Origin of the sequence: Micromonospora sp. NPDC023737, from assembly GCF_040639715.1 — a bacterium.
Classification (GTDB): Bacteria; Actinomycetota; Actinomycetes; order Mycobacteriales; family Micromonosporaceae; genus Micromonospora.
The window spans coordinates 97022-114200 of the sequence record NZ_JBFAAL010000017.1 but is presented as its reverse complement, the minus strand read 5'-3'; the positions used below and the strand labels follow the sequence as shown (position 1 = coordinate 114200).

Sequence of the window (17179 nt, the reverse complement as noted above, 5' to 3'; positions counted from 1 at the left end):
GCATGATCGTGTTCATGATCAAAGCTCCTTCGGGGGTGATGACCCACCGGGGGTGTGGGTCAGCGCCACGAACCGGCGCTTCGAAAGCAGAGGGGACAAGTCTGAGGGCACCGCGTGAAGCACGGGGGGGTGTTCACGGGGCCGGGTGTCCCGGGGTGAGGCGGGGGGCTTCACCGCGCCGGGACCGGGTTCAACGACCGGCCGGCCACCATCATTCCCGGGGGCCTTGCCGTACCGGGCTGATGCCCAGCGGGCGGGGCTGCTACCTCGGCCGTCGGGGATGTTCAACGCCCCCGACCCGGGCACCATTCCGGTCCGAGGATGCCGCCGGTCACACCCCGAACCGCCCAGACCACCCAACGGGGCGGGTCGGGCCATCCCGACCAGGGCGCGAACCGGACATCGCGTGCCATTCCTCGCAGACGGCCCTGATGATCGACTCGAGCTCCATGAAGTCGGGGCATCACGCGGTCCGGACACCCCGACATACACGAACCCCGAGTCGATCAAGCCCGAGCGGTGGCCGTGACCGGTCGATCACTCGGGTGCCGTGGAAGTCGACGTCTCACGCGGCCGGGACAGCCCGACCTGCACGCAAGTCGGGTTGATCAACCGGCCGGCCTCCTCGGACGGCGAACCGAGTTGACGGGGCTGCCGAGATCGCAACCTGTCGGGCGGGCCGTGACGCCGGACACTAACGATACGGATCGGTTCCGTATCGTTAATCGGCGTCGTAGGCTGACTGACGTTTCGAGTATGGCTCGTATCGTATTTGTGCGGGCAAGAACCCGGGGGGAAAAGACGGACATGGAGATCCGCGACAACACGGGCCACCCGAGGAGGTGGGCGATCCTGGGGGTGCTGGTGATCAGCCTCCTCGTGGTCGTCCTCGACAACACGATTCTCAACGTCGCGCTGCGTACGCTCTCCGACCCGGTGCACGGGTTGGGCGCCAGCCAGGGTGAGCTGGAGTGGGCGATCAACTCGTACACCCTGGTCTTCGCCGGTTTGCTCTTCACCTTCGGCGTGCTCGGCGACCGCGCCGGTCGCAAGCGCTTCCTGCTGATCGGGCTGGTGCTCTTCGGCCTGTCGTCGCTGGCGTCGGCGTACGCCCAGAGCCCGGGTCAGCTGGTCGCGGCGCGTGCCCTGATGGGTATCGGTGGCGCGGCGATCATGCCGGCGACGCTCTCGATCATCTCGAACGTCTTCGACCCACGGGAGCGGGCCCGGGCGATCGGTGTCTGGGCCGGCGCCGTCGGTCTGGCCGTGGCGATCGGCCCGGTTCTCGGCGGAGCGCTGCTGGAGAACTTCTGGTGGGGTTCGGTCTTCCTGATCAACGTGCCGGTCATCGTGCTCGGCGTAATTCTGGTCGCGCTCCTGGTGCCCGAGTCCCGGGACCCGAAGCCGGGCCGGATCGACGTGTTCGGTGTCGTACTGTCGGTCGTCGGACTGGTCGGCCTGACGTACGGCATCATCGACGGCGGTGAGCACGGCTTCGGCCGGCCGCTGGTGTGGGTGTCGATCGTGGGCGGCCTGGCGGTGCTCGCCTGGTTCGTGGCGGTCGAGCGGCGCAGCGCACACCCGTCGCTGGACGTGCGGCTGTTCAAGGTGCCGCAGTTCGCCGGGCCGGTCGCCATCATCGGCCTGGTCTTCTTCGCCGCGATGGGCGTGCTGTTCTTCGGCTCGTTCTACCTGCAACTGGTACGCGGCTACACCCCGCTGGAGACCGGTCTGCTCTTCCTGCCGTTCGCCGGCGCCCAGCTGATCTTCGCACCGCGGAGCGCGGCGATGGTCCGCAAGTACGGCGGCAAGGCGGTCGCCGCGGTCGGGCTGACGCTGACCGTGATCTCGCTGGCGGCGTTCGTCTTCATCGACGCGCAGACCCCGATCTGGATCGTGCTGATCTTCTACTTCATCCAGGGCATCGGGATGGCCAACATCATGCCGCCCGCCACCGAGTCGATCATGTCGTCGCTGCCCCGGGAGAAGGCCGGTGTCGGCTCGGCGATCAGCAACACCATCCGGCAGGTGGGTGGCGCGCTCGGTGTGGCGGTGCTTGGTTCGGTGCTGTCGGCGGTCTACCGCGGCGACGTCGAGCCGGCCGTGACCGGTCTGCCCACTCAGGCCCAGGACGCCGTGAAGGAGTCGATCTCCGGGGCGTACGCGGCGGCGGGCGAACTCGGGCCGGCGGCACCGAAGCTGCTGGCGGTGGCGAACGACTCGTTCATCACTGCCATGCACTGGGCGGCGGCGCTCTCCGCGCTGGTCGCCGCGCTCGGCATCGTCGTCGCGCTGCGTTGGCTGCCCGGCCGGGCGAACACCTCGGCCTCGGTTCGGGAAGTCACGACCACCGAACCTGAGTTGGCCGGCCGAGCATAGGTTCGGCGACAATGTCCGACATGACGTCCCATGCCGATGCTCCGCGGTCGCCCGGGCGACCGCGGAGCAGCCGCGCCGACGAGGCGATCATCGAGGCCACCCTCGACCTGCTCGCCGAGGGTGCCAAGATCGACACGCTCTCGATCGAGGCGATCGCCAGCCGTGCGGGAGTGGGCAAGGCGACGATCTACCGCCGGTGGCCGGGCAAGGAGGCGCTGCTGCGCGACGCCCTGGCCATCCTCAAGGGCACCCCGCCGACGCCCATCGGCCGCTCGGTTCGGGAAGACCTCGTGCTGCTGCTCGGCGCGGTCGGCCGCAACACCGATCCGCGGAGCGAGAAGATCATGTCCTGCCTGCTGCCCGAGGTGAATCGCAACCAGGACCGCTACGAGCTGTACCAGGGTGTCGTCGAGCCACGGCGGGCCCGGGTGCGCGAGGTGCTGGAGCGCGGCGTACGCAACGGCGAACTCCGGACCGACCTGGACATCGAGCTGGCATTGGCCCTGCTGACCGGGCCGATGCTGATCCAGCGTGTGCTGCGCTGGCATCCCGAACTGGACGACGAGGTGCTTGCCGAGCGGGTGGTCGACGGGGTGCTGGAGGGCATCCGAGCCCGCTGAGCTTCACGCGTGTGGTCCGCCGCCGGGCGCCCGGCTCACGAGGCCGGTAGCGCCCGGCGCCGGGCTCAGCGGGCGGGGGACCGCAGGCGGTGCAGGCGCAGCGCGAGCTGTACCTCCAATGCCCGCTCGGGCCGCTGCCAGTCCGCGCCGAGCAACTGCCCGACCCGCTCCAGCCGCTGGGTCACCGTGTTCACGTGCACGTGCAGTTGCTCGGCGGCGCGGGCCAGGCTCCCACCCACGCCGAAGTACGCCTCCAGGGTCTTGACCAGCGCCGTGCCGCGCCGCGCGTCGTAGTCGACCACCGGGCCCACGGTCGTGGTGAGGAAGCCCTCCACGTCCCGGTCGCCGTCGTCGCCGACCGCGCCCAGCAGCAGCCCGACGAAACCCAACTCGGCCGTGCTGGCCCCCTGCCCCGCCCGGCCCAGCGCCCCGAGGGCCGTGAGGCAGCGGTCGGCCTCGCGGAACGCGGCCGCCAGCGACGCCGGCCCCACCGACGGGCCGCTCGCCCCGGCGGTGACCGGCCGGCCGGTGACCCGGGACAGGTCCCGGGCCACCGCCCGGGCCGCGCCGCCGGCGTCCTGGCCGGGAAGTAGCAGCACCACCCGACCGTCGCGCGCCGCGGCCAGTCCGCCGCGCGTCGAGGCGTACGTGGTGGCCCAGGAGAGCACCCGCTGCCGTGCCGATCCGGTGGCGGCGATCGCGTCCTCGCCGACGGCCACGAGCACGTGGGGCGCGTCCAGGTCCACGTCGAGCCGGCGGGCGCGGCTGCGCAGCGCGTCGGTGTCGCGTAGCGGCCGAGCGATCAGGTCGTCGAGCAGTTCGCCGCGGACCCGGCCCTCGGCCTCGGCGGCGGTCCGCCGGAACAACAGCAGCAGGGCGGTCACCAGTGCGGCCCGTTCCAGGATCCGCTGGTCGGCGTCGACCAGTTCCTCGTCGGGGCGCAGCACCAACGCACCCAGGTTCTCCGCGCCGGCCACCACCGCGGCGTACCAGAGTGACCCCCGGCGGACGCTGCGCCCCTCCGTGCGGGACGCGGCCACCGCCTCGACGATGTCCGACCGGTCCGGCTCGTCGGTCTCGCCGACCCGGGCCAGCAGCCGGCCCTCGGCGTCCAGCGCCAGCAGCGCCCCGCCGAGCACCTCCGTCACCGCCGCGGCGACGTCCTCCACTCCGCCACCGCGCAGCACCAGCGCGGTCATCCGGTCGTGCGCGGCCGCGGCGCGCTCCACGGAGCTGCTGTGCGCCCGGATGGTGGTGTTCGCCGCCGACAGTTCGGCCAGCGCCGAGCGGGTCTCGGTGAGCAGCCGGGCGGTGTCGATCGCCACCGCCGCGTGCGCCGCGAGGGACACCAGCAGGGCCACCTCCTCCCGGGCGAACGGCCGGGCCGAACGGTTGGCCGAGTAGAGCACGCCGATCGAGGTCGAGCCGAGCCGGAGCGGCACGCCGAGGATCGCGACCAGCCCCTCCTCGCGTACGCCGGCGTCGATCTCACCGGTGTGGTGGAAGCGCTCGTCCTCGGCGTAGTTCGCGGTGACGTACGGCGCGCCGGACTGGGCCACGAGCCCGCCGAGGCCGGCGCCCATCGGCAGCCGCAGCCGCTGGAACCGGGCGGAGACCGAACCGTCGGTGACCCGCATGTACGTGTCGCCACGCTCCTCGTCGTTGAGGGTCATGTACGCGACGTCCGCGCCGAGCAGGTTCCGCGCCCGGTGCACGATGGCCCGCAGCACGTCGTCCAGGTCGCGCAGGCCGGCCAGGTCGCTGGCCGTGTCGTACAGGCCGGAGAGTTCGATCTCCCGGCGCCGCCGGCGTTCCAGCAGGGCGCGGACCCGCAGCGCCACGGTCTTCGCCTGCTCCAGCTCGGCGAGCCGGTCGGCGGGGAGACCGGCGGCGCGGGCAGCCACCAGCGGCCCCTCGAACTCCACCGCGGCCGCTTCCCGGGCGAGCAGTTCGAGGAACTCCACCGGCGAGGACATGGCGCCCATTGTGCGCAGGGCCACTAGTTCGCCGTCCAGCCCCCGTCGAGGGCGATCGAGGCGCCGGTGATGAAGGCCGCGGGCGGGGTGCAGAGGTACGCGACCAGTTCGGCGACCTCCTCCGGCTCGATCAGCCGCTTGATCGCCGCACGGGCCAGCATGATCTTCTCGATCACCTCGGACTCGGGAATGCCGTGCGTCGTCGCCTGGTCGGCGATCTGACTCTCCACGAGGGCGGTGCGTACGTACGCCGGGTTGATGCAGTTGGCCGTGACACCGTGCGCGGCGCCCTCCAGCGCGACCACCTTCGACAGCCCCTCGAGAGCGTGCTTGGCGGAGACGTACGCGGCCTTGTACGGCGAGGCCCGCAGGCCGTGCACGGAGGAGATGTTGATGATCCGTCCCCAGCCCCGGGCGTACATGTGCGGCAGGGCCCGGCGGATGATCAGGAACGGCGCCGCCACCATGACCCGGTGCAGGTACGCGAACCGTTCGGCGGGGAAGTCCGGCACCGGGGCGACGTGCTGCAACCCGGCGTTGTTCAGCACGATGTCCACGTCGGTGTCGAGCCGGTCCACCGCCTCGGCGTCGGCCAGGTCGATGCCCTCGGCCCGGCCGCCGGCCTCGGCGGCCACCGTCTTCGCCGCCTCGACGTTGCGATCCACCACCAGTACGGCCGCTCCGGCCGCGGCCAACCGGAGGGCGCAGGCCCGGCCGATGCCGCTGCCGCCTCCGGTGACCAGGGCGGTCCGACCGGTCAGGTCGACGTTCACGACGTGGGGGACCGCCACGGGTTCTGCCGTCATGGCGCACAAAGTTACGAGCTGTGTGGTCGGGCGCACATGGGGTGGCGACACATACTCGGCCCTTGAGGTGTGTGGGGGAAGCGGGGCTGGGTCGATGTTGGGATCGTCTCAGCCATGAGCGGCCTTCGCCGTGGGCTGCCCCGCCGTGGCTTCCCTCGCCGTGGCTGCTCCCGGGCCACGGGGCTTGCCGGTGACGTCCTCGACCGGAGGCCGCCGGGACAGGCTCGGGAGACCGGTAACCACCCTGAGGCTGATTCCTCAGCGGCATAAATATGACTCTGAGGAATCAACCTCACCGCGTTGGCCGGCTACCGGGCCGCCCGCCGACCGGGCCGCCCGCCGACCGGGCCGGTCGCCGACCGCGCCGGTCGGTCACCGCGACGACCGCCCACCGCGCCGGCCGTGGTGTCCTCTGTTGCCGGGCGTGTCCGGTGGGGCTGCTGTCTCACCGGATCGGTAGGGTGTCGAACACACGTACTGCTGGCGGCTTTGGGGAGGTGACGGCGTGCGCGTGCTCGGCGTCGATCCGGGGCTGACCCGGTGCGGGGTGGGCGTGGTCGAGGGCGTGCCGGGCCGGCCCTGCACCCTCGTCGCCTACTACGTGGTCTACACGGACCCGGCCGACGAGTTGCCGGTCCGCCTGCTGCACCTGGACCGCTCGCTCACCGATCTGGTGGCCGAGCACCGCCCGGAGAGCGTGGCGGTGGAGCGGGTGTTCAGCCAGCACAACGTTCGCACGGTGATGGGCACCGCCCAGGCCAGCGGGATCGCCGTGCTCGCCGGGGCGCGCGCCGGGCTGCCCGTGCAGACGTACACCCCGAGCGAGGTGAAGGCGGCGGTGACCGGCTCGGGCCAGGCCGACAAGGCACAGATGACCGCCATGGTCACCCGGCTGCTGCGGCTGCCCGAACCGCCCCGGCCGGCCGACGCCGCCGACGCGCTGGCGTTGGCCATCTGCCACATCTGGCGCGGTGGCACGCGGTCGAAGCTGGCCGCCGCGGCCGACCGGGCCCGACGAGGAGGAGTCAGATGATCGCCAGTGTGCGCGGTGTGGTGACCGCGACCGGCCCCGACCAGGCCGTCATCGAGGTCGGCGGGGTGGGGCTGGCGGTGCACTGCGCGCCGGCCACCCTGGCCGAGCTGCGGGTCGGTGAGTCGACCCGACTGGCCACCAGCCTGGTCGTCCGGGAGGACTCGCTCACCCTGTACGGCTTCGCCGACGACGACGCCAAGCAGCTCTTCGAGTTGTTGCAGACCGCCAGCGGGGTCGGGCCCCGGCTGGCCCAGGCGGTGCTCGCCGTGCACACCCCCGACGCCGTACGCAAGGCGATCGCCAACGCCGACACCGCCGCCCTGACCCGGGTGCCCGGCATCGGCAAGAAGGGCGCCGAGCGTCTCGTGCTGGAGCTGCGCGACCGGATCGGCCCGGTGCCGGTGGGCGTGGACGGCGCGGCCGGAGTCACCGGTGGTGCGTGGCCCGAGCAGGTGCGCCAGGCGCTCGTCGGGCTCGGCTGGACGGCCGCGCAGGCCGACCAGGCCGTGGCGGCGGTCGCCGAGACCGTCGACGGTCCGACCCCGCCGGTGCCGGTCCTGCTCAAGCAGGCCATCCGGCTGTTGGGCCGCACCCGATGACGGGCGACGGCCTGATCTCGGCGTACGTCAACGAGGCGGAGCTCGACGCCGAGGCCAGCGTCCGGCCGAAGCGGTTGGCGGAGTTCATCGCCCAGCATCGGGTCCGCGACCAGCTCGACCTGCTCCTGAAGGGCGCGATGCGGCGCGGCAGCCCGCCGGATCACATCCTGCTGTCGGGCCCGCCCGGCCTGGGTAAGACAACGCTGGCCAACATCGTCGCCGCCGAGCTGGGCTCGGGCATCCGGGTCACCAGCGGTCCCGCGATCGAGCGCTCCGGCGACCTGGCGGCGATCCTCACCAGCCTCGCCGAGGGCGACGTGCTCTTCATCGACGAGATCCACCGGATCGCGAAACCGGCCGAGGAACTGCTCTACAGCGCGATGGAGGACTTCCGGGTCGACGTGGTGGTCGGCAAGGGGCCGGGCGCCACCGCGATCCCGCTCGACGTCGAGCCGTTCACGCTGGTCGGCGCGACCACCCGGTCCGGCCTCCTGACCGGCCCGATGCGGGACCGGTTCGGCTTCGTCGCGCATCTCGACTTCTACTCCCCGGAGGATCTGGAGGCGCTGCTGCACCGCTCGGCGCGGATCCTCGGCGTACCGATCACCGACGACGGCGCCGTCGAGATCGCCGGCCGGTCGCGGGGCACGCCCCGGATCGCCAACCGGCTGCTGCGCCGGGTGCGGGACTTCGCCGAGGTGCGCGCCGAAGGTGTGGTCAACCGGGAGACCGCCCAGGCGGCCCTGACGGTGTACGACGTGGACGCGCTCGGCCTGGACCGGCTCGACCGGGCCGTGCTCGCCGCGCTGGTCGACTCGTTCCGGGGTGGCCCGGTCGGTCTCTCCACGCTCGCCGTGGCGGTGGGGGAGCAGCCGGACACGGTCGAGGAGGTCTGCGAGCCGTTCCTGGTCAGGGCCGGTCTGCTGGCCCGTACGCCCCGCGGCCGGGTGGCCACCGAAGCCGCCTGGCGCCATCTGGGCCGTACGCCGCCGAATGGTACATTTGGCACGGATGCCCCTCCCGTGCCCGATCTGTTCTCGGCCTCGCCCGATCAGCCGTGATCCGAACGTGATCTGTGCCGCATTCGGCGTTCCCAGGTGCAGGGATTAGACTCGCCGCGGTCTGTACAGGATGTGAGAATCCGCTTCCGCTCCGGCGTTCGTGCCCGGTGTGGGGGCCAATGGGAAGGTCGGCAGCGTGCATTACGCACAATCGGCAGGCGGGTCGGGCAGTCTGATGCCGATCCTGATGATCGTTCTGCTCTTCGGCGTCATGTACTTCATGATGATCCGTCCGCAGCAGAGGCGCCGCAAGGAAGCCGTGGCCATGCAGTCCGCGCTCTCCCCGGGCGACGAGGTGGTCACCATCGGCGGGCTCTACGGCACGGTCACCGGAGTGGACGACGAGACCGTCCTGATCGAGGTCGCTCCCGGCGTGCAGACCCGGTACGCCCGGCCGGCCATCGCCCGGGTGGTCACCCGCGCCGAACTTCCGGCCACGCCGGCGACCGAGGACGCGGACACCGTCAAGGAGTGATCCGCCATCCGTCGGGGCGGCCGGTCCGCCCGGGCGGGGCAGCGGACGCGACGTGAAAACTGGATAGTCGGGTCGACGCCGGGCGTCGGCAGGCCTCCGTGACCGGTCGGTGCCCCGTGCCGTCCGCCGGAGTGCCGTGCCGCCGTCCTGCTGGAGGCCCGGGTGGACCGATCGGCCGGTGATTCCGGCCGACACCGTCGCCGCGGGGGCGGCGGCGCGACCGTTACAGGGAGACAGGACAGCCGTGGCACCACCTCAGGGACAGATGCGCCCCGGACGGCAGTTGGCCGTGCTGGCGGGCATCTTCGTGGTCCTCTATCTTTTGGTGTTCTTCTCGGGAGGCGCCAGCGGCGGCTTCAAGGATCGGCTGGAGCCCCGGCTCGGCCTGGACCTGATCGGCGGCACACGGCTGACACTCGAGGCGAAGAACTCCGTCGACGGTCAGGCGCCCACGGCGGAGAACCTCGAAGAGGCCCGTCAGATCATCGAGAACCGGGTCAACGCGTTCGGTGTCGCCGAGGCCGAGGTGGTGACCGAGGGCAACCGGAACATCGTGATCTCCCTGCCCGGCGAGAACCGCGACCTGACGGACGTCGGCACGCCGGCCGAGCTGCGCTTCCGCAAGGTGCTCAAGGGCGCCGACGGTAGCGGTGCGATCGCCGCTCCGGCACCGACCCCGTCCGGCAGCGCCAGCCCGAGTCCGTCGGGCAGCGCCTCGCCGTCGGGTAGCGCTTCGCCGTCGGGCAGCGCGTCCCCCTCGACGACCGCCTCGCCGAAGGTGACCGCCTCCTCGGGCGGGCAGGGCGGCATGGCACCCACGCCGAGCGCCAGCGCCACCCCGACCCCCTCGGCGTCGGCCTCTCCGAGCGCCGGCGCGCCGTCGCCGGGTGCCAGCGAGGCCCCGGTTCCGGCGAGCGTCGAGGAGCAGCGCAAGGCCGTCGAGCAGAAGGTCGGCGCAGCCGCCTGGGCGGCCGCCAACGGGCTGCAGGGCCCGGCGGACCTCGCGAGCGACCCCGCGCTGGCCGACAAGCTCAAGCCGTTCGGTGACCTCAGCCCGCAGGAGGTCGCGGTCCTGCCGGCGCAGATGCAGTTCAACGTGCCGACCATCGGCTGCGCCCAGCTCGACAAGCGGCCGGCGGGATCGATCTCCGACCCGAAGCAGCAGACGGTGGCGTGTGAGGACGGCGCCGCGAAATACCTGCTGGACCAGGCGAAGGTGCTCGGCACCGACGTGAGCGACGCCAGCGCGGTGCTGGACCAGACCAACGCCTGGGTGGTGAGCCTCGACTTCAGCGGCTCCGGCCAGGAGAAGTGGACGGCCCTGACCCGCGAGGCGTTCAACAACGAGGGCAACGCGTGTGACGCCTCCGCTCTCGGCCAGGACGGCAAGTGCCGGGTCGCGGTCGTGCTGGACAACGAGATCGTCTCGTCGCCGGAGATCCAGGGCGTGCTCACCGGAAACTCCCAGATCACCGGCAGCTTCACCCAGCAGGACGCCAGCACGCTGGCCGGCCAGCTCCGTTACGGTGCCCTGCCGGCGACCTTCGAGCCGCAGGAGCAGCAGAACGTCTCCGCCACGCTGGGCGCCAGCCACCTGCGGGCGGGCCTGCTCGCGGCCGGCATCGGCATGCTGCTGGTCATCATCTACGCGTTCTTCTACTACCGCCTGCTCGGCTCGGTGATCTTCCTGAGCCTGCTGCTCTCCGCGCTGCTGGTCTTCGGCGCGCTGATCGTGCTCGGGCGGCAGATCGGCTTCACGCTGACGCTCGCCGGTATCGCGGGCTTCATCGTGTCGCTAGGTGTCGCGGCGGACTCGTTCGTCATCTACTTCGAGCGGTTGAAGGACGAGATCCGGGAGGGCCGCAGCCCACGTAGCGCGGTGCCGCGCGCCTGGGCCCGGGCCCGCCGGACGATCATCTCGGCCAACGCCATCTCGATCCTCGCGGCGGTCGTGCTCTACATCGTGTCGGTCGGCACGGTGAAGGGCTTCGCCTTCGCGCTCGGCCTGGCGACGGTGCTCGACCTGGTCGTCGTGTTCCTCTTCCGGCACCCGATCATGACGATGTTCGCCCGGACGCAGGCGTTCCTGTCGCCGCGGGTCAGCGGTCTGGGCCGCGTCCTGCGGTCCGCCGAGACCGACCAGGCCCCCACCCGCCCGTCCCGTGTGAAGGAGGCCTGACATGGCCCGCAGCGGTCTGGCCACCCGCCTCTACCGGGGCGAGGCCGGTCTCGACATCATCGGCAAGCGCAAGCTCTGGTTCGGCATCGCCGGTGTCCTGGTGCTGGTCGCGCTGCTGAGCTTCGTGTTCCGCGGCTTCACCCTCGGCATCGAGTTCGAGGGCGGCAACTCGTTCCAGGTCCCGGCGAGCGTCGGCACGCTGACGCAGGCCGAGGATCGGGTGAACGGCGTCCTGGGCAGCGAGGCCGGTGGCCTCGAGGTCGAGTCGGCCCAGACGATCGGTGGCGGAAGCGGCGAGTTCTACGAGTTCCGCACCGCGGAGATCTCCTCGGACGAGGCCAACGCCGTCAAGTCGGGGCTGGCGCAGGAGTTCGGCATCAACGCCGACCAGATCAGTGCGAACCAGGTCAGCGCGGCCTGGGGTGGCCAGTACACCGAGCGCGCGCTGCTCGGTCTGGTCATCTTCATCGCGCTGGTGATGCTCTACCTGATCATTCGCTTCGAATGGCGGATGGCGGTCGGCGCGGTCTCCTCGCTCCTGCTGAACCTGGTCCTCACCGCCGGCGTCTACTCGCTGGTCGGGTTCGAGGTCACGCCGTCGACGATCATCGGGTTCCTCACCATCCTGGGCTTCGCGCTCTACGACGTCGTCGTGGTGTTCGACAAGGTCCAGGAGAACACCCGGGGCATCACGGCGAACAACAACCAGACGTACGGCGAGGCGGCCAACCTGGCCGTCAACCAGACCCTGATGCGGTCGATCAACACCGGTCTGGTCGCGCTGCTGCCCGTCGGTGGTCTGCTCTTCATCGGTGTCCCGCTCGGCGCGGTCACTCTGAAGGACCTCGGTCTGGTGCTGTTCGTCGGTATGTTCGTCGCGGTCTACTCGTCGATCTTCTTCGCCACCCCGGTGCTGGCGACGCTGAAGAACTTCGAGCCGCGGATCCAGGCGCACAACAAGCGCGTCCTGGCCCGGCGCGGCGCGATCGCCCGGGGCGAGGTGACCCCGAAGGGTGCGCCGCGTCCGGCCACGGGCGGTCAGCCCACCGACGCGGAGGCCGCCGCGCTGGCCGGCGCGGCCCCGAAGGTGGGTGCGCGTCCGGCAGCCAAGCGGCCGGCCGGTGCCCGCGGCGGACGGCCGAGCGGCGGCGGCGGAAACCGGCCGGGCGGCGCGAAGCGGCGCTGACCGGCCGACCGGGGCCGACCCGGTAGTAATCGATCCGACGGCGTCCGGCATGCTGTGCGAGCAGCATGCCGGACGCCGTCGTCGTCGGAAGGGAAACGGGAACTGCCGTGACGGAGACCCACAGCACCGAGGCGCGCGGGGACAGCGGCCCGGAGGCCGCACGGCTGGTGGCAAGCCGGGTGCTGGACGTGCCGGACTTCCCCAAGCCGGGGATCGCGTTCAAGGACCTGATGCCGCTGTTCGCCGACGGTCAGGCGTTCCGCCAGGTGATCGACGAGATCGTGGCGTACCACGGCCGGGCCTCGTTCGACGCGGTGGTCGGCATCGAGGCACGTGGGTTCGTGGTGGCGGCGGCGATCGCGTACGCGACCGGCGTCGGCGTGGTGCCGGTCCGCAAGGCGGGCAAGCTGCCCCGCGCCGCCTACTCGGCCTCCTACGCGCTGGAGTACGGCGAGGCGACCCTCGAGGTGCATCAGGACGCCTTCACGGCCGGGCACCGGGTGCTCGTGGTCGACGACGTGCTGGCCACCGGCGGCACCGCGGCGGCGACGCTCGACCTGGTCGAGCGGGCTGGCGGTACGGTCGCCGGTTTCACCGTGCTGCTGGAGTTGTCCTTCCTGGGCGGCCGGCAGCGGCTCGCCCCACGCCCGGTCCATGCCCTGCTGACCGTTTGACGGCGCGCACCTCCGGTTGGGCGTGGCGCGGTCCGTCCGGCGGAGCGGCAGGACACCGTCTGTGCGAGTAGCATTGCCCTTTGCTGACGCCGACGGTGATCCGTCCGGCGGTACGCGACCAGGCCGGCCGTGCGGTCGGCGTGATTCCGGCGAGCGGTGAGGAGGCCGGTGTCCCACGATGTCGTCCCTCCGATGGAGGGCACGGTGCACCCGACAGGCGACGCGGACGGCTCGGTTGCGAACCGGAACGGTGACGCGACGGCCCGGGTGACGAGTTCTGGCACCGGCGCGATCGGCCCCGACGGGGGAGTTCGGCCCGGTGCGGTCCGTCCCGACCTGGTGGTCCCGTTGCGGGGCGATGGTCCGGGAGAGCCGGTGCCGAGCGCCGGGTTCGCGTTGGCCAGCGCGCCCACCGGCCGCCGGGTGCGGGCGCGGCTGGCCCGGTTCAACGCGCCCTGGCAGACCTCCCAGGTCAGCGAGGTGCTCGAGCCGCTCATCGCGATGCACCGGGAGAACCACCCGAAGGCTGACGCACGACTGCTCCAGCGCGCCTTCGACACCGCGGCCCGCTGGCACTCCGGGCAGTACCGCAAGTCCGGCGATCCGTACATCACGCACCCGCTGGCCGTGTCCACCATCCTGGCCAACCTCGGGATGGACACGACCACGCTGGTCGCCGCGTTGCTGCACGACACGATCGAGGACACCGAGTACACGCTCGACCAGATGCGCGCCGACTTCGGCGGCGAGGTCGCGTTGCTGGTGGACGGCGTCACCAAGCTCGACAAGGTCAAGCTGGGCGATGCGGCGAAGGCCGAGACCATCCGCAAGATGGTGGTCGCGATGGCCAAGGACCCACGGGTCCTGGTGATCAAGCTGGCCGACCGGTTGCACAACATGCGGACGCTGACCTTCCTGCCCCGCCCGAAGCAGGAGCAGAAGGCGAAGGAGACACTGGAGATCCTCGCTCCGCTGGCCCACCGGCTGGGTATGAACACCATCAAGTGGGAGCTTGAGGATCTCGCCTTCGGCACGCTCTTCCCGAAGCGGTTCGAGGAGATCAACCGGCTGATCGGGGAGCACCAGCCGCAGCGGGAGGCGCTGCTGCGCCAGGTCACGCAGAAGGTGTCCACCGACCTCAAGGCCGCCAAGATCAAGGCGGAGACGACCGGGCGACCGAAGCACCTCTACTCGATCTACCAGAAGATGATCGTGCGGGGTCGCGACTTCAACGACATCTACGACCTGGTCGGCGTGCGGATCCTGGTCGACACGGTGCGCGACTGCTACGCGGCGCTGGGCGTCATCCACGCGAACTGGCAGCCGGTGCCGGGCCGGTTCAAGGACTACATCGCGATGCCCAAGTTCAACATGTACCAGTCGTTGCACACGACGGTCATCGGGCCCACCGGCAAGCCGGTGGAGATGCAGATCCGCACCTACGCGATGCACCGCACGGCCGAGTTCGGTATCGCCGCGCACTGGAAGTACAAGGAGCACAAGGGCGTCCCGGTGGTCGGCCCGCCGGCGCACATCGACGAGATGACCTGGCTGCGCCAGCTGCTGGACTGGCAGCGGGAGGCGGCCGACCCGAGCGAGTTCCTCGACGCGCTGCGTTTCGACCTGTCCAGCCAGGAGGTGTACGTCTTCACCCCGAAGGGTGACGTCATCCCGCTGCCGACCGGGTCGACTCCGGTGGACTTCGCGTACGCGGTGCACACCGAGGTCGGGCACAAGTGCATCGGGGCGCGGGTCAACGGCAAGCTGGTGCCGCTGGAGTCGACGCTGTCCAACGGCGACGTGATCGAGATCTTCACGTCGAAGTCCGACACGGCCGGCCCGACGCAGGACTGGCTCGGCTTCGTCAAGAGCCCGCGTGCCCGTACGAAGATCCGGCAGTACTTCAACAAGGAGCGCCGCGAGGAGGCGATCGAGGCCGGCAAGGACGCGATCGTCAAGGCGATGCGCAAGCAGGGCATGCCGTTGCAGCGGATGCTCACCTCGGACGCGCTGATGGCGATGGCCCGGGACCTGCACCTCGCCGACGTCGCCTCGCTCTACGCCGCGGTCGGTGACAGCCAGGTCAGCGCCCAGTCCGTCGTGCAGAAGCTGATGGCCTCGTACGGCGGTGAGGAGGGCGCGGCGGAGGACATCGCCGAGACCGCCGTGGCGACCCGACCGCCGCGCAGCCGGGCGAGCAGCCACGACCCCGGTGTGGTGGTACGCGGCGTCAGCGACGTCTGGATCAAGTTGGCGCGTTGCTGCACCCCGGTTCCGCCGGACGCGGTCTTCGGTTTCGTGACCCGTTCCGGCGGGGTGAGCGTGCACCGGGACGACTGCGCGAACGCCGAGGACCTGAAGGCCCAGAGCGAGCGGGTGGTGGAGGTCAGCTGGAAGCTCACCTCGGCCTCGACGTTCCTGGTGGCCATCCAGGTCGAGGCGCTGGACCGGCACAAGCTGCTCGCCGACGTGACCCGGGTGCTCTCCGACGAGCGGGTCAACATCCTCTCCGCCACCGTCACCACCACCCGGGACCGGGTGGCGGTGAGCCGGTTCAGCTTCGAGATGGCCGACCCGAAGCACCTCGGCCACCTGCTGGCCACGGTTCGTAAGGTCGACGGCGTCTTCGACGCCTACCGGGTCACCTCCGGCGCCTGATCCGACCTCGACCCGGACGGGGGGAGAGGCCCGGCCGGAGGGCCTCGGCGGCGTGAGGCAGCGCGCCCCTCGGCCCTGATCGTGCCGACGGCTCCTTGATCAACTCGACATCAGTGAAGTCGGGGTGTCCCAGCGGTCCGGACACCCCGACTTCATGGAGCCCGAGTCGATCACCCGTCCACCAGACCCCACCGGCCCTCGCCCTCGGCCCCGGCCCTCGCCCTCGGCCCCGGCCCTCGCCCTCGGCCCCGGCCCTCGCCCTCGGCCCCGGCCCTCGCCCTCGGCCCCGGCCCTCGGCCCCGGCCCTCGGCCCCGGCCCTCGGCCCCGGCCCCCGGCCCTCGGCCCCGGCCCCCGGCCCTCGGCCCCGGCCAGGCCCTCGCTTTACGGCCCTCGGCCCCGGCCAGGCCCCGGCGTTGGCCCAGGCCCTCGCCCCTCGGCCCCGCCCCGAGGCCCTCGGCCCTCGGCCCTCGCCCCTTCCAGGCCCCCGCCCGGCCCCCGGCCCCGGCCGCCGGCCCCGGCCCCGGCCCCCGGCCCTCGGGCCACCCCCGGGCCACCGGCCCCGGCCCTCGGCCCTCGGCCCGGGGCCCCCGGACAACGAAAAGCGCCCGCCGGTGGGGCCGGCGGGCGCTTCGCGGTACGTGTACGGGTCAGCCCTGCGGGGCGCTCATCGTGAGCTTCTTGATGACGATCTCCTTCTTGGGGTGACCGCCACCGGCCTGCTGGGCGAAGGCGCCGTCGTCGCCGGCCTTGGCCACGTCGTTGACGATGTCCATTCCGCCGGTGATCGTGCCCAGCACGGTGTAGCTCGGGTCCAGCGGCGAGTCGCCGTAGACGATGAAGAACTGGCTGCCGGTGCTGCCCGGGTCCTGCGACTTGGCCATCGCGATCACGCCCGCCGGGTACGGGGGCCGCTTGTCGGTCGGCAGGTTCTCCTCAGCCATGCGGTAGCTGGGGCCGCCGGTGCCGTCGGTCTCCCGCCAGCCCTTGCCGGTCGCGCTCGGGTCGCCGCACTGGAGGACCTTGATGCCCTCGGTGACGAGCCGGTGGCACTTGGTGTTGTCGAAGAAGTTCTTCTCCGCCAGGTGGGTGAAGCTGCCCGCGGTGCACGGCACGAGGCTGCGGTCGATCTTCGCGGTGATCGGCCCGAGGTTCGTGTCGATCGTCATCGTCTGGATGCCGGTGTTCGACTGCTGGTTGGCCGGTACTCCGACGTCCTTGATCTCCTTGACCCGCTGGTCGGAGGGGATCTCGACGTACGCGCACTGGACCTGGCCGGCCGCCACGGTGTCGGTGCCGGCGTTGTCGTCGTCGCCGCCCAGGCTGGTGGCCAGCCAGACGGTGCCGGCCACCACCAGCAGCAGGGCGAGGCTCGCCCCGACGATCGCCTGCGTCTGCCGGCGCTTGCGGGCCCGGGCCGCGCGCTCGGCCATCTCCTTCTCAAGCCGGGCGCGTGCCGCCGCGCGCTGCCGCTCTCTGGTGGACGTCACGCCTGAATCCTCCTGGGCTGTTCGTTTCGGGGCGCGGGTGCCGTT

General features: G+C 71.6%; 13 protein-coding genes. 10 read left to right on the top strand and 3 right to left on the bottom strand.

Annotation, left to right across the window (positions count from 1 at the left end):
- Positions 1 to 807 precede the first annotated feature (807 nt).
- Both AB0F98_RS27100 and AB0F98_RS27095 read left to right on the top strand, forming a co-directional pair.
- Positions 808 to 2379 (top strand): MFS transporter, encoded by a 1572-nt coding sequence (locus AB0F98_RS27100; protein WP_357740754.1) that lies wholly within the window; start codon positions 808 to 810, stop codon positions 2377 to 2379.
- An 11-nt stretch (positions 2380 to 2390) separates the two neighbouring features.
- Complete coding sequence (locus AB0F98_RS27095; RefSeq protein WP_357740751.1) at positions 2391 to 2999, top strand: TetR/AcrR family transcriptional regulator; 609 nt, start codon at positions 2391 to 2393, stop codon at positions 2997 to 2999.
- A gap of 65 nt (positions 3000 to 3064) precedes the next feature.
- On the opposite strand, the gene AB0F98_RS27090 is transcribed toward AB0F98_RS27095, so the two are convergent.
- Positions 3065 to 4999 (bottom strand): helix-turn-helix domain-containing protein, encoded by a 1935-nt coding sequence (locus tag AB0F98_RS27090; RefSeq protein WP_357740748.1) that lies wholly within the window; start codon positions 4997 to 4999, stop codon positions 3065 to 3067.
- A complete protein-coding gene (locus AB0F98_RS27085) occupies positions 4999 to 5781 on the bottom strand; it encodes a 3-hydroxybutyrate dehydrogenase (protein WP_357740745.1) in 783 nt (260 codons plus the stop codon). The genes AB0F98_RS27090 and AB0F98_RS27085 overlap by 1 nt, the downstream gene beginning before the upstream one ends.
- A 505-nt stretch (positions 5782 to 6286) precedes the next feature.
- On the opposite strand from AB0F98_RS27085, the gene ruvC reads away from it, so the two are divergent.
- From ruvC to AB0F98_RS27045, 8 genes are all read left to right on the top strand, one after another.
- On the top strand, positions 6287 to 6814 hold the full coding sequence (ruvC, locus tag AB0F98_RS27080) for a crossover junction endodeoxyribonuclease RuvC (RefSeq protein ID WP_357740742.1): 528 nt from the start codon (positions 6287 to 6289) through the stop codon (positions 6812 to 6814).
- Entirely contained in the window at positions 6811 to 7413 is a 603-nt protein-coding gene (gene ruvA / locus AB0F98_RS27075; protein ID WP_357740739.1) for a Holliday junction branch migration protein RuvA, read from the top strand. The genes ruvC and ruvA overlap by 4 nt, the downstream gene beginning before the upstream one ends.
- Entirely contained in the window at positions 7410 to 8474 is a 1065-nt protein-coding gene (gene ruvB, locus AB0F98_RS27070; RefSeq protein ID WP_357740736.1) for a Holliday junction branch migration DNA helicase RuvB, read from the top strand. Before ruvA ends, ruvB begins: the two co-directional genes overlap by 4 nt.
- A gap of 136 nt (positions 8475 to 8610) precedes the next feature.
- Positions 8611 to 8949 carry a preprotein translocase subunit YajC gene (yajC, locus tag AB0F98_RS27065; RefSeq protein WP_357740733.1) on the top strand — a complete coding sequence of 113 codons (339 nt, stop codon included), beginning with the start codon at positions 8611 to 8613 and terminating at the stop codon, positions 8947 to 8949.
- A 244-nt stretch (positions 8950 to 9193) separates the two neighbouring features.
- Positions 9194 to 11128 (top strand): protein translocase subunit SecD, encoded by a 1935-nt coding sequence (secD, locus tag AB0F98_RS27060; protein WP_357740730.1) that lies wholly within the window; start codon positions 9194 to 9196, stop codon positions 11126 to 11128.
- 1 nt (position 11129) lies between these two features.
- The gene (gene secF, locus AB0F98_RS27055) at positions 11130 to 12314 is read left to right on the top strand and encodes a protein translocase subunit SecF (protein WP_357740727.1); all 1185 of its coding nucleotides are present in this window, start codon (positions 11130 to 11132) and stop codon (positions 12312 to 12314) included.
- 107 nt (positions 12315 to 12421) lie between these two features.
- On the top strand, positions 12422 to 12988 hold the full coding sequence (locus AB0F98_RS27050; protein WP_076472921.1) for an adenine phosphoribosyltransferase: 567 nt from the start codon (positions 12422 to 12424) through the stop codon (positions 12986 to 12988).
- Positions 12989 to 13180: 192 nt separating this feature from the next.
- The gene (locus AB0F98_RS27045) at positions 13181 to 15646 is read left to right on the top strand and encodes a bifunctional (p)ppGpp synthetase/guanosine-3',5'-bis(diphosphate) 3'-pyrophosphohydrolase (RefSeq protein ID WP_357740790.1); all 2466 of its coding nucleotides are present in this window, start codon (positions 13181 to 13183) and stop codon (positions 15644 to 15646) included.
- A gap of 648 nt (positions 15647 to 16294) precedes the next feature.
- Here the strand turns inward: AB0F98_RS27045 and AB0F98_RS27040 are convergent.
- On the bottom strand, positions 16295 to 17134 hold the full coding sequence (locus AB0F98_RS27040) for a peptidylprolyl isomerase (RefSeq protein ID WP_357740722.1): 840 nt from the start codon (positions 17132 to 17134) through the stop codon (positions 16295 to 16297).
- Positions 17135 to 17179: the final 45 nt, after the last annotated feature.

Excerpts from the sequence above, each read along its gene's own strand:
- AB0F98_RS27045 (WP_357740790.1), top strand. The coding sequence starts at position 13,181 with ATGGAGGGCACGGTGCACCCGACAGGCGACGCGGACGGCTCGGTTGCG.
- secF (WP_357740727.1), top strand. The coding sequence starts at position 11,130 with ATGGCCCGCAGCGGTCTGGCCACCCGCCTCTACCGGGGCGAGGCCGGT.
- AB0F98_RS27100 (WP_357740754.1), top strand. The coding sequence starts at position 808 with ATGGAGATCCGCGACAACACGGGCCACCCGAGGAGGTGGGCGATCCTG.
- ruvA (WP_357740739.1), top strand. The coding sequence starts at position 6,811 with ATGATCGCCAGTGTGCGCGGTGTGGTGACCGCGACCGGCCCCGACCAG.
- AB0F98_RS27095 (WP_357740751.1), top strand. The coding sequence starts at position 2,391 with ATGTCCGACATGACGTCCCATGCCGATGCTCCGCGGTCGCCCGGGCGA.
- ruvB (WP_357740736.1), top strand. The coding sequence starts at position 7,410 with ATGACGGGCGACGGCCTGATCTCGGCGTACGTCAACGAGGCGGAGCTC.
- AB0F98_RS27085 (WP_357740745.1), bottom strand. The coding sequence starts at position 5,781 with ATGACGGCAGAACCCGTGGCGGTCCCCCACGTCGTGAACGTCGACCTG.